Origin of the sequence: Serratia sp. BNK-12, assembly GCF_047456085.1 — a bacterium.
Taxonomy (GTDB): Bacteria; Pseudomonadota; Gammaproteobacteria; order Enterobacterales; family Enterobacteriaceae; genus Serratia; species Serratia liquefaciens.
Window position 1 is genome coordinate 980,065 of record NZ_CP179896.1, and the last position, 12,587, is coordinate 992,651.

Sequence of the window (12,587 nt, forward strand, 5' to 3'; positions counted from 1 at the left end):
TAAATGAATGAACCTGAAACAGATCCGTTTTGCGCTGGCGGTTGCCGAAGAGCAGAGTTTTACCCGGGCGGCGCAGCGCTGTCATACGGTGCAATCGGCGCTCAGCCACCAGATCGCCAAATTGGAAGAGGAGCTGGGCTGTGCATTGTTTGAGCGTACTTCGCGCCGGGTCAGGTTGACCACCGCCGGGCAGGCATTTATTCAACCGGCGCAGCGACTGCTGGCGGCAAAACAGATGCTGGTGGAAGAGGTTGTCGCCGCCAGCGGCACGGTTTCCGGTACCCTGACCATCGGCACAATTTCCACCATAAACGCGATTGATCTGACCGAAAAATTGGGTAACTTTCACCGCCATTATCCCGCAGTGAATATCCGGCTGTACGTGGGCATGAGTGAAGAGTTGTTGGAAGACGTTCGTCAGCAAAAGACCGATGTGGCGTTTGTCGGCCTCTGGCCGGGGGATATCGATATGCTGCCGGTGTCCCATCGGCAACTGACCGACGAGCCACTGGTGGCGTTGGTGTCACCACAACACCCGTTAGCCAGTCGGGAACGCGTGAATTTGCAAACCTTGTCGGAAGTGCCGCTGGTGGACTTTTACAGCGGGACCGGTGCCCGGCGCCAGACCGACCGCGCGTTTCAGGCGGCAGGCATCAAGCGTCACGTCAGTTTTGAGATTGACCATATCGAATGGCTGGAGAATTTGGTACGCCGTGGGTTGGCGACGGGCATTGTGCCGATTTCGACGGCGCAGCGCTTGAGCACGCTGGTGTCGATTCCGATAGAAGATGGTCCACGGCGTCAGGTGTACTGCGTTTGGCCACAGCCGCTGCCACGGACCGCCGAGCGTTTTTTACAGTTTAGCGGGATTGAAATCAGCGAATAGGGCGCGACAGGCTGCCGCGCCCAGGGTGATTATTTCTTCGCGGCTTCCGCGGCGGTTTTCACCCAGCCGTCGAAGGTGGCCTGATGCGCCTTGATCCAGCCATTTACATGGTTTTGGATATCGGCTTCGGAGGCCTGGCCTTCATGCATCCGCAGGTTCTGCGCATTCACGTCGGCAATCGGCAGCTTCATGATGGCAAACAGCTTGGCGGCCGCCGGGTTGGCTTCGGCCCACTGCTTGTTGGCGGCGATGCGCATGGTGTTGACCGGGAAACCATAGTTGGCGCCGTTAGGCAGCTTGGTATCGAGGTTTTTCTGCTCGCCCGGCATGGCGGAGAACGGCACCTGCAACCAAACAACGTCGCGGCCCGGCACCAGCACGTCACTCACCCAGTACGGCGTCCAGGTGTAGTACAGCACCGGCTTACCTTCTTTGTAGCGAGTAATGGTATCGGCAATCATCGCCGCGTAGTTGCCCTGATTGTGCTCGACGGTTTTCTCCAGGCCGTAGGCTTTGATGTGATGGTTAATGGCCGCCTCGCAGCCCCAGCCTGGCGTACAGCCGGTCAGGTCGGCCTTGCCGTCGCCATTGGTATCGAACAGCTTGGCAATATTGGGATCTTTCAACTGTTCAACGTTGGTGATGTGGTATTTATCGGCGGTTTTCTTGTCGATCAGATACCCCTGAGCCGCCCCGTTGACGTAAACCCCTTCACGGTAAAACTTGGCGTCGCCGCCTGCGGCCTTGTATTGATCGGCGTGCAGTGGATCCCAGTTTACCGCCAGGAAGGTCGCGTCGCCGGAGGCGATGGAAGTGTAGGCGACGTTGTAGTCCACTTCGCGGGTGTCTTTAACGTCATAGCCCAGCTTTTCCAGCGCCTTGCTGACCAGTAGCGTCTGGAAGGTCTCTTCTGAAATGGTGCTTTGCACCGGTTGAACGGTGACGCCTTTACCGGGCAAGTCGGCGGCGGAAACCGCCTGTGAGCTAATCAGTGTGGTAAGGGCAACCGCCCAGATTCCTGTAGTGCGCATAGTGAAATACCTTTTTATGTTATGAAGCCGGGATTTCCGGCACCCTGGGATTATTTCGCTGCTGCTGCAGCCGTAGTGATCCAGCCGTCAAAAGTGGCCTGATGCGCTTTGATCCAGCCGTCTACGTGACGTTGTATATCGGCGGCGCTGTTCTCGCCTTTGTGCATGCGCAGGTTCTGCGCGTTCACGTCCGCCAGCGGCAGTTTCATAATGGCGAACAGTTTGGCGGCGGCCGGGTTAGCCTCGGCCCATTGCTTGTTGGCGACGATATGTTCGTTGTTGACGGAAAAGCCGTAATTTTTGCCGTTCGGCAAGGCGGTATCGTTATCTTTCAACGAACCTGGGCTGGCGGAGAACGGTACGGTTAACCAAACCACATCACGACCCGGTGCCAGCTCATCGCTCACCCAGTACGGCGTCCAGGTGAAATACAGCACCGGTTTACCCTGTTTGTAGCGAGTCAGGGTGTCGGCGATGATGGCGGAGTAATTGCCCTGGTTTTGAGTCACTGTGTTGCTCAGACCATAGGCTTTGATATGGGTGTTAATGACGTTGCCGCACACCCAGCCCGGTTCGCAGCCGGCCAGATCGGCCTTGCCGTCGCCGTCGGCATCGAACAACTTCGCCAGCTTGGGATCTTTTAACTGGGAGATATCGCTGATGTGGTATTGATCGGCGGTTTTCTTGTCGATCAAATAACCCTGGGCCGCATTGGTAATATAGGCACCCTGGCGATAGAACTTCTTGTCGCCGCCGGCGCTTTGGTACATGTCGGTTTGCAGCGGATCCCAGTTCACCGCCATGTAGGTGGCGTCGCCGGAAGCGATAGAGGTGTAGGCGATATTGTATTCCACCTCGTCGGTAGGCTGGACGTCATAGCCCAGCTTGACCAGGGCGCGGTTGACCAATTCGGTCTGGAAGCTTTCTTCGGCGAGGGTGCTTTGCAACGGTTTTACCGTGACGCCTTTGCCGGGTAATTCGACGGCGAACGCCTGTGTGCTTAGCAATGAAGTCAGGGCCAGGGCCCAAATTCCTGTCGAGCGCATAGTGGTTCCTTCGTTTTTATAAATGCTGTCGGTGCCCCCGACGTTTGGCCGGGGGCAGGGCGATTAAGGCTTTTTGATGAAGGGCCGGGTGACTAACCCGATCGGGCCGTGAGCATACCAACGGCCGATGCCTTTGCTGCGGCGATCGCGCCCCAGCGATTGGGTGAGGCGGTCGAGAATAATCGCCAGGATCACGATACCGACCCCGCCAACGGCGGCCAGCCCCATATCCAGACGACCGATACCGCGCAATACCATCTGGCCCAGGCCGCCAACGGCGATCATCGAGGCGATAACCACCATCGACAGCGCCAACATCAGCGTTTGGTTTACGCCGGCCATAATGGTCGGCATTGCCAGTGGCAGTTGCACTTTAAACAGCAGTTGGCGCGGGCTGGCACCAAAGGATTCGGCGGCTTCGATCAGATCCTCAGGCACTTGGTTAATGCCCAGAATGGTCAGTCGCACGATCGGCGGCAGCGCAAAGATAATGGTCACCACCACCCCCGGTACGTTACCGATACCGAACAGCATGACGATCGGCACCAGATAGACGAAGGCCGGCGTGGTCTGCATGGCGTCGAGCAGTGGCCGGATCACCTTGCCGGCATGTTTGCTGCGCGCGAGCCAAATGCCGAGCGGCAGACCGATGACGATACAGAAGAACAGGGCGGTCAGGACCAGCGCCAGGGTCACCATGGCTTGCGACCAGGCGCCAATCGCGCCAATGGCAATCAGCGAGACCAGCGTCGCAGCCCCCATACCAAGGCTGGAGAGCTGCCAGGCAATCAGCGAGAACAGCAGAATGGCGATCGGGGCAGGCATGCCGAGCAGCAGCTGCTGAAAGCCGCTGAGAATAAAATCGACCGGTACGCGAATGCCCTGAAACAGCGGGCGAAAGTGCAGCACCAGCCAGTCGATGCCGTGGGTCACCCAGGAGTCAAACGGCACCCAGGTTTTGTGGAACGGATCCAGCAGGCTGAAATGTTCCTGTTGGACCGGTGCGCTGTTAAGCCAGTCGGCACCCTGAGCGGCCTGATTGGCGGCGTCATGGGTTTCTGGTGGCGGTGTGCTGGACCAGGCATCGCCGGCGGGCGCTGTCGATGTTGCGGCGTCAGTCGCCGGTGCGGCGCTGGGGTCGGCAGGCGCAGTCGCCCATGGATCCTGTGTAGTGTCACTCATTCGCTGGGCCCTCTTTATCTAAGGCCTGCAACAGCATGGCCTTGGAAATAATTCCGATATAGTTATTTTCTTCGCAGACCACGGGGACCGCACAGGGCGCCAGGGCAACCAATGAAATCAGTTCGCTCAGCGGCATGTCGGCCGGGACCGGGGCAGGGGCTTCCAGCAGGGCGTCATCCAACGTCTGGTTGGCCGCCAGCGCCTGCTTGAGTGAATCTACCGACACCACGCCGATAAATTTCTTCCCGCGTTCAATAACATAACCATAATCGCGGTCTTCATCGCGCAGCAGCTGTAGTGCTGAACGCGGACCAAAACCGGGGGTTTTGCGAATAAGGGCGACAGGACGACGCTGGGCGATATCCTTGGCGCTGAAAACGTGGCTGATATCGACGCCACGGAAGAAGGTGCGGACATAATCGTTGGCCGGATTATTTAATATTTCCTCCGGCGTACCGACCTGAATAACCTCTCCGCCTTGCATAATGGCAATACGATCGCCAATACGCATTGCCTCATCCAAATCATGGGAAATAAAGACGATGGTGCGCTGATGCTGGGCCTGTAATTTGACCAGCTCATCTTGCATCTCGGTACGGATTAATGGATCCAGCGCCGAGAAGGCTTCATCCATCAATAATATGTCCGGATTATTCGCCATGGCACGGGCTAATCCCACGCGCTGACGCATCCCGCCGGAAAGTTCATCGGGATAAGAATAGGCATAATTCTCCAGCCCGACCTGACGTAATGCCTCCAGGGCTTTTTCCTGGCGCTCCTGCGGTGGAATGCCGGCCAATTCCATACCGAACGCGGTGTTATTCAATACATTCATATGCGGCATTAAAGCGAATGATTGAAACACCATGCTGATCTTATTACGGCGTACGGCGCGCAGTGCGCTGTCGGATATTTTAGATATATCCTCGCCATCAATCAGCACCTGACCGCGGGTGGGTTCTATCAGACGATTGAGAAGGCGTACCAGGGTAGATTTTCCGGATCCGGAAAGCCCCATGATGACAAATATCTCGCCTTCTTCAATGGCCAGAGAGGCGTCTTTTACGCCCAGTGATAATCCGGTTTTTTCAAGCAATTGGTCTTTTGTCAGGCCTTTTTCAATCAGTTTGAAAGCGCGATCCGGATGTTCGCCAAATATCTTATACAGGTTCTTTACTTCGAGTTTAATTGCCATGCAATTTGCTGTTTCCTCTGATGAATTATCAAACGATAAAAATTTCCCAATAGAAAATAATAGTCCCCTATACCCTAACACAGTGAATATCTGAGACAACCCTCAATGTCCGATGAATGGGATATTGACGATTTACATCAAGTTTTCGATTAGTTATGGTAATGAGGTGAGTGCTCAATTATCAGTGGCTGATATTTCCGATAAACGGTTGGTTTTAAGTAAGAATAATCCGCTCGGATTATTGCTGTTATTTGCCTGCCCAAGCCTGTTTTCGGACAATAAAAAACCCGACCAGAGGCCGGGTAAAAGTCATCAGTATTTCATCAATTTTCAACGACAGGTGCCGATATCGAGGGGATATCGCCGAAGTTATATTACCCCTTAAATATGACAGCCAGATGGCAGCTTATGCCTTGCGATACAGACGCCGCGGATGACCAATATTGCCGTACATCATTTCAACGCGCACAAACTGGGTGGCGACGCAGTATTCCAGATAACGTCGGGCCGTGGTTTTGCTGATCCCGACCTGTTCGACCACGTCTTCTACCGCATGCGCAGCTTCCGGTTGCTTGATAAACAGCGCCTGCACCAGCTCCAGCGTGTTGGTTTCTATGCCTTTGGCGCTGGGTTCGCTGGAGAACTGCTTGGATTGCAGGTTATACAGCGCGTCGACGTTGCTTTGGTCGATTACCTTGAAGGTGCGCTGGGTTTGCACAAACTGCATAAAGCGCTCCAGTGAGTTGCGCAGCCGCTTGTAGGAGACCGGCTTAATGATGTAATCGAAGGCGCCATTGCGGATCGCCTGGCTGCAGGTATTCATGTCGCTGGCGGCGGTAATAAAAATCACTGAACAGCCGGGGTTTTTCACCGCCGCCTCTTCCATCAGTTCAATGCCCTGGCCGTCGGGCAAAAAATTGTCCAGCAGGATCAGCCGTGGCTGGTGGGCATTGACTTTGACTCTGGCCTCGGCCAGCGTGGCGGCATAAGCCACCACCCGCAGAGCAAAGTTCTGCTCAATAAATTCCGCGTGCAGCGTCGCCAGCTGTGGCTCATCTTCCACGATCAAAACGTCCAGTGCTTCTGGTTGCATCATTCGGGTGCTCAAGATTGTTTAGGGATAAACAAAGAAAAAATAGCGCCGTGCGGATCGTTGTCCGACACTTCTATGCTGCCGTGCGCCTGCGCCACGTGGCTGGCAACCAGGTGCAGGCCGATGCCGTGGTCACCCTTGTCATCTTTGGTGGTGACGCCCTGTTCGAACAGCGTATCGCGCACCTCAGGGGCAATACCGGTGCCGCGATCGGCCACTTCAATCACCAGTTCATTGCTGCTGTCGCTGATATAAAGTTCTACCGCCTCATAGGGCGCGCCGTAATGCAGCGTAGCGTCTACCGCATTATCCAGCAAATTGCCGATGATCGACATCAATTCGGTTTCATTCAATGCCGCCGGGATCTGCCGCAGCTGGCAGGCCGGGTCGAAGCGAAGCTCCACGCCTTTTTCCTTCGCGCTGGAGTATTTGCCCAGCAGCAGGCCGCATAATGCCGCCGAACTGAAACGCTGTGAGATAAAGTCGAGGATCTCCTGCGCACCTTCCGATTGCGCCTCCACATAGCGGATGGCCTCGTCGTAGCGTTGCATATGCAGCAGGCCGGCGAGGGTGGCGGTCCAGTTCAGCTGTTCGTGGCGCATGATGCGCAGGTTGTCGGCATAGCGCTTCACCTGGCTAAGCTGGCTGCTCAGGGTGTTGATGTCGTTTTTGTCGCGGAAGCTGATCACCCAGCCCTGCAGCTCTTCTTCCTGCATGATGCGTACCCGGCTGGCGATAACCCGGACATGGTTGAAACGACAGACCTCGTCATGGGTGTCATGCCCTAACTGTGAGGCGCCGAAGAAATCCGGCTGGGATTGGATCACCTCACCGATTTCTCTGCCCATCAGGGCGGCGGCGGGCTGACGCAAATCCAGCAGTTCACGGGCCGCGTGGTTAATGGTGATGATCCGCAACTGAGGATCGACGGCAATCACCCCTTCATAGATTGCTTCCAGCAACGCTTTCTGTTGGCGTACCAACAGGGCAATTTCTTTCGGTTCCAGCCAGAACATTTGGCGTTTTAAATTCTTCGATAACAGCCACGAAAATACGAACAGCGCGATTAATAAAAGCACTATCGACCCAAGAATTTGCGTCAGAGTTCTGGAATTTAAATTGTCGATATGTGATTTGAGATAACCCACCGAAACAATGCCGATGACGTTATTATTTTCGTCCAAAATGGGCGCCTTACTGCGCAATGATATGCCGATGCCGCCTTTGCGAATGGAAATAATGCTTTTGCCTTCGAGAACCTCTTTATTATCGCCGCCGACCATCGGCGTGCCGATACGGTTGGCATATTCAGAGTGATAAAGATGCCGGGTTTGCTTATCGCCGATAACGATATAGCTGGCATCGCTGCTGGCGCGAATTTTCTTCATTAGCGCTGCAATTTTAACCGGGTCTTTTTTTTCCACTGCGGTGATCAGGGAAGGGATCAGGGCAATCTCTCGGGCCTGCACCTGCGCTCGTGCACCGAGGTCGCGGTGCAGTTGCGCATCGAGCTGGTAGTAGGTGTAAGCACCAATAAACGTCAACAGCAGGCAGGAGAAGGCAACCAGGCACAGGAATAGCTTGATTTGAAATGAGAGTTTTATACGCATGACCGGGGTTCGCCCTGATAAATCCTGAAGGCTTACCCTATCATGAGTGGCCGTTAATGTAATATTGCGCCGGATCAACTTGTGATCGCAGCCACGGGATTATTCTTGTCGGGGTGGTTAATGCAGCAGCTGCAATAAAACTGATAATTCTTAAAGTAAAAATAACGTTAACACCATTAAAACCACGGCAAATTTTACATAATCCTAATTAACACCATAGAAACCATAACCACCATTAAAAACCCTTTTTAACTTTGAACAAAATCACAGCAGATAATCCGTGCGTTTCTCTATGATGGCTGAACAAACTAATAAGAGGCCAGATTATGAGCACAACAGATGATTCTTTCCTCGCCGCCAAAGACAAAACCGCTGAAATACCGCTGCGGGAAAAATGGTGGCATATACTGGACAATTACAAAGTAGGAATTATTCCGTTGCCGTTCTTTGTTCTGGCCGGCGTACTTATTTTATTGGATTGCCTGGAAGGGAAATTACCGAGCGATATCGTGGTCATGGTTGCCACATTGGCGTTCTTTGGTTTTGCCTGCGGCGAGTTTGGCAAACGCCTGCCGCTGATCGGCAAAATGGGGGCCGCGGCGATCTGCGCCACCTTTATTCCTTCTGCGTTGGTGCATTACGGCTTGCTGCCGGACGTGGTGGTGGAATCGACCACCAAATTCTATAAATCGACCAATATTCTGTACCTCTACATCTGCTGCATTATCGTTGGCAGCATTATGAGCATGAACCGTCAGGTGCTGATCCAGGGCTTTCTGCGCATTTTCGCGCCGATGCTGTGCGGTGAGATTGTCGGCATGCTGGTAGGAATGGCCGTGGGCATGGCGCTGGGGCTGGAGCCGTTCCAAATCTTCTTCTTCCTGATTTTGCCGATCATGGCCGGTGGCGTCGGTGAAGGCGCGATCCCGTTGTCGATGGGGTACGCGGCGATTCTGCATATGGAGCAGGGGGTAGCCTTGGGGCGCATTCTGCCTATCGTCATGCTTGGCAGCCTGACCGCCATTGTTCTGGCCGGCTTGCTTAACCAACTGGGTAAACGTTATCCGCACCTGACCGGCGAAGGCAGCCTGATGCCGAGCAAGCAGGGCGAAAGCGAGATGAGCGCGGTGGAAAAAATCAGCGGTAAGGTGGATGTCAGCACCATTGCCTGCGGTGCGCTGCTGGCCATCCTGCTGTACATGGTAGGGATGTTGCTGCACCGCATGATTGGCCTGCCGGCACCGGTTGGCATGCTGTTCGCAGCGGTGGCGGTGAAGCTGGCACATGGCGTGTCCCCACGCATTCAGGAAGGTTCGCAGGTGGTCTATAAATTCTTCCGTACTGCGGTCACCTACCCGATTTTGTTCGCCGTCGGCGTAGCGATCACTCCGTGGCAGGAACTGGTTAACGCCTTCACCTTCCAAAATCTGGTGGTGATCGTCAGCACCGTGTCTGCACTGGTGGCGACCGGCTTCTTCGTCGGCAAGAAAATTGGGATGCACCCGATCGACGTGGCGATTGTCTCCTGCTGCCAGAGTGGGCAGGGTGGCACTGGCGATGTTGCCATCCTCACCGCCGGCAACCGTATGTCGCTGATGCCTTTTGCTCAGATAGCTACCCGTATCGGCGGCGCGATCAATGTCTCGCTCTCTTTGCTGGTACTGGCCAAATTCTTCGTATAACTCAAAAAAATCCTTAGTGTTTCTTTGCCTTTCCCCGCCCCCGCGGGGATTTTTTTATTCATTTTTTGCCTCCGGCAGGCGTCATTTCCGCTTTGGGTTAATACTTAGCGCTCAAACGACAACAAGGAGTCACCATGTTCTGGAAACGTTACCTGCTGGGGGCGGCGCTGGCCGTTATGTCGCTGCAAACCCTGGCCGCCGCGCCGCAGGTGAAAACCCCCGCGCCGGGTTTTTATCGCATCATGCTGGGCAGCTATGAAGTCACAGCCTTGTCTGATGGCGTACTCCGCTTGCCGGTTGACAGACTGCTGCTGAACAGTTCGCCAAAGCAGATAGAGACCGCTCTGGCTGAGCACCATCAGGGCCTGCCGGTCGTCACCTCTGTTAATGCCTACCTGATCAATACCGGCAGCAAGCTGATTCTGGTTGATACCGGTGCGGGTTCGCTGCTGGGGGACGGGTTGGGCAAACTGGTCGTAAACCTCAAGGCTGCCGGCTATCAGCCACAGCAGGTGGATGAAATTTACCTGACGCATATGCACCCGGATCATCTCGGCGGTTTGACGCAAAACGGTAAAGCTGCTTTTCCAAATGCAGTGGTGCGTGCCGGGCAGCAGGATGCGGATTTTTGGCTTAGCGAGAGTCGGTTGAAACAGGCGCCGCCGAAGGAGAAAGCCTCGTTCGAGAATGTTATCGCCGCGCTCAAGCCTTATCAGGCCGCCGGACATTTTAAAACGTTCAGTAATGATGGTGAGCTGTCGCCGGGGATCAGTGCGTTTGCCGCCCATGGTCATACGCCAGGCCACAGCATCTATCTGGTGGAAAGCCAGGGTAAAAAATTGTTGCTGCTGGGGGATTTGATCCACGTGGCGGCGGTGCAGTTCGCCCATCCGCGTGTCGCGATAAGCTTTGATAAAGATGCCAAAGCGGCAGTAGCCCAGCGGCTGCGGGTGTTTGGTGATAGCGCTCAACGCAGTGTGCTGGTGGGCGGACCGCATCTGTCATTCCCCGGGCTGGGTTACCTGAATAAACAGGGGGAAGGTTACGACTGGGTGCCGCTGGAATATGGCGCCATGTAAGGCATTTATCGGTTACGGGCGGCGAACACTTTGCTGAACCAGTCGATGAAGACCCGAACGCGCGGTGAAAGTTGGCGGTTGCGCGGGTAGAGCAATGAGACCGGCATCGGAGTGGAGGGGAATTGCGGCAGCAGGGGCAGCAAGCTGCCGTTGTCCAGGCTGTCGCGCAGGTGATAACGCGGCACCTGAATGATCCCCAGCCCCATGCGCGCCGCAGCAACCAGGCTTTCCGCCGCGCTGACCGACACCGTGCAAGGCAATGTCACCTGCCGCGTCTGGCCAGCCACCGTAAATTCCAGCGGCATCAGGGTGCCGCTGGCCGAGGAACGGAAGCCCACCATGCGGTGGCCTTCAAGTTCGCTGATGGAATGCGGCGTGCCAAAACGTTGCAGGTAGTCCGGGGCGGCGCAGGTGACCTCTTCAAGCTCGCCTAACCGACGCGCCACCATATCGCTGTCTTTCAGTTTGCCGACCCGCACCACGCAGTCGATACCTTCCCGCACCGGATCTACCAGCCGATCGCCCTCGCTCATAAAAAGTTCGATATCCGGATATTGCGCCAAAAAGTCGGGAAGTTCCGGCAGCAAAAAGTGCCGTGCCAACGTGCCGTGCACGTCGATGCGCAGCAGCCCACGCGGTTTGGCACCGGCAAACGCCATCTCGGCATCTTCGATATCCGCCAGAATAGTCAGGCAGCGTTGATAGTAAGCTTCGCCATCCAGGGTTGGACTGACGTGACGGGTGGTGCGTTGCAACAACCGCACCTGCAGCCGAGCTTCCAGTTGCTTGATGGCATCGGTCACCGTCGATCGCGGCAGGTTCAGATCCTGTGCGGCCTGGGTAAAGCTGCGTTGTTCCACCACGCGGGTAAACAAGCGCATGGCATCGATTCTGTCCATGGTTATTGTTCGCTAAATTCGGATAGTGATAACGAAGAGTAGGGGATTATTCGCCAAGGCGAAAGGTGCATGATGTTGTCACGCCGGTAAGTCGCCGGCGCATAGCCGACGAGGATAGAGAGCATGAACACCAAGACTCAGCAAGTTGCTATTGTCACCGGCGCATCGCGCGGTATAGGCGCGGCCATTGCCGAACGCCTGGCTGCCGACGGTTTTACCGTGATCGTCAACTATTCAGGCAATCAGGCATTGGCCGATGAGCTGGTGCGCAAAATTGAACAAAGCGGGGGGCGGGCGCTGAGCGCCAGGGCGGACGTCAGCGACGCCGCTGCCGTTGCCCAGCTGTTTGACCGTGCCGAGCAGGCTTTCGGCGGCGTGGATATCCTGGTGAATAACGCCGGGGTGATTGCGCTGGCTCCGGTCGCAGAAATGAGCGATGCCGATGTCGATCGGCTGATCGACATTAACCTGAAGGGGACCTTCAACACGCTGCGAGAGGCGGCGAAACGCCTGTGCGACAACGGGCGCATCATCAACTTTTCGTCCAGCGTGGTCGGGCTGCTGCAGCCGAGCTACGGCATGTATGCCGCCAGCAAGGCCGCCGTCGAAGCGCTGACCAGCGTGCTGGCGAAAGAGCTGCGGGGGCGCAATATTACCGTCAACGCTATCGCGCCGGGCCCGACCGCCACCGGGCTGTTCCTGGACGGTAAAACGCCGGAGCTGATCGACCGGCTGGCGAAAATGGCCCCATTGGAGCGTCTGGGTCAGCCGCAGGATATCGCCGCGGCGGTGTCATTCCTGGCCGGTGCTGACGGTGCCTGGATCAACGGTCAAACCCTGCGGGCCAACGGCGGCATTATCTGATTTTACCGGGGCGGTTTCTC

Annotated in this window: 11 protein-coding genes; 4 read left to right on the top strand and 7 right to left on the bottom strand. The window is 55.7% G+C overall.

What is annotated here, in order from left to right; translation table 11 throughout:
• The first annotated feature begins 7 nt into the window (after nucleotides 1-7).
• A complete protein-coding gene (locus ACMGG1_RS04375; RefSeq protein ID WP_020828314.1) occupies nucleotides 8-886 on the top strand; it encodes a LysR family transcriptional regulator in 879 nt (292 codons plus the stop codon).
• Between the two features lie 29 nt (nucleotides 887-915).
• Here the strand turns inward: ACMGG1_RS04375 and proX (ACMGG1_RS04380) are convergent, their stop codons facing one another.
• The 6 genes from proX (ACMGG1_RS04380) to ACMGG1_RS04405 form a co-directional block, all read right to left on the bottom strand.
• Nucleotides 916-1,917, bottom strand: coding sequence for a glycine betaine/L-proline ABC transporter substrate-binding protein ProX (gene proX, locus ACMGG1_RS04380; RefSeq protein WP_020828313.1), 1,002 nt, complete (start codon nucleotides 1,915-1,917; stop codon nucleotides 916-918).
• A gap of 50 nt (nucleotides 1,918-1,967) precedes the next feature.
• Nucleotides 1,968-2,963, bottom strand: coding sequence for a glycine betaine/L-proline ABC transporter substrate-binding protein ProX (proX, locus tag ACMGG1_RS04385; RefSeq protein ID WP_129983350.1), 996 nt, complete (start codon nucleotides 2,961-2,963; stop codon nucleotides 1,968-1,970).
• Between the two features lie 63 nt (nucleotides 2,964-3,026).
• A complete protein-coding gene (gene proW, locus ACMGG1_RS04390; RefSeq protein WP_122080064.1) occupies nucleotides 3,027-4,145 on the bottom strand; it encodes a glycine betaine/L-proline ABC transporter permease ProW in 1,119 nt (372 codons plus the stop codon).
• Nucleotides 4,138-5,340 carry a glycine betaine/L-proline ABC transporter ATP-binding protein ProV gene (proV, locus tag ACMGG1_RS04395; protein ID WP_020828310.1) on the bottom strand — a complete coding sequence of 401 codons (1,203 nt, stop codon included), beginning with the start codon at nucleotides 5,338-5,340 and terminating at the stop codon, nucleotides 4,138-4,140. The genes proW and proV overlap by 8 nt, the downstream gene beginning before the upstream one ends.
• 406 nt (nucleotides 5,341-5,746) lie before the next feature.
• Nucleotides 5,747-6,433, bottom strand: a complete 687-nt coding sequence (locus ACMGG1_RS04400) for a response regulator (RefSeq protein ID WP_041415640.1) — start codon at nucleotides 6,431-6,433, stop codon at nucleotides 5,747-5,749.
• A gap of 11 nt (nucleotides 6,434-6,444) precedes the next feature.
• The gene (locus ACMGG1_RS04405; protein ID WP_020828308.1) at nucleotides 6,445-8,043 is read right to left on the bottom strand and encodes a sensor histidine kinase; all 1,599 of its coding nucleotides are present in this window, start codon (nucleotides 8,041-8,043) and stop codon (nucleotides 6,445-6,447) included.
• Nucleotides 8,044-8,369: 326 nt separating this feature from the next.
• Here ACMGG1_RS04405 and ACMGG1_RS04410 point away from each other — a divergent pair, with 326 nt between their 5' ends.
• Complete coding sequence (locus tag ACMGG1_RS04410) at nucleotides 8,370-9,725, top strand: 2-hydroxycarboxylate transporter family protein (protein ID WP_020828307.1); 1,356 nt, start codon at nucleotides 8,370-8,372, stop codon at nucleotides 9,723-9,725.
• A 134-nt stretch (nucleotides 9,726-9,859) separates the two neighbouring features.
• Nucleotides 9,860-10,804 (top strand): MBL fold metallo-hydrolase, encoded by a 945-nt coding sequence (locus ACMGG1_RS04415; RefSeq protein WP_262244871.1) that lies wholly within the window; start codon nucleotides 9,860-9,862, stop codon nucleotides 10,802-10,804.
• 5 nt (nucleotides 10,805-10,809) lie between these two features.
• Here the strand turns inward: ACMGG1_RS04415 and ACMGG1_RS04420 are convergent, their stop codons facing one another.
• A complete protein-coding gene (locus tag ACMGG1_RS04420; RefSeq protein ID WP_414161171.1) occupies nucleotides 10,810-11,703 on the bottom strand; it encodes a LysR family transcriptional regulator in 894 nt (297 codons plus the stop codon).
• A 123-nt stretch (nucleotides 11,704-11,826) separates the two neighbouring features.
• Here ACMGG1_RS04420 and ACMGG1_RS04425 point away from each other — a divergent pair, with 123 nt between their 5' ends.
• The gene (locus tag ACMGG1_RS04425; RefSeq protein ID WP_142814531.1) at nucleotides 11,827-12,567 is read left to right on the top strand and encodes an SDR family oxidoreductase; all 741 of its coding nucleotides are present in this window, start codon (nucleotides 11,827-11,829) and stop codon (nucleotides 12,565-12,567) included.
• The last annotated feature ends 20 nt before the right edge of the window (nucleotides 12,568-12,587 follow it).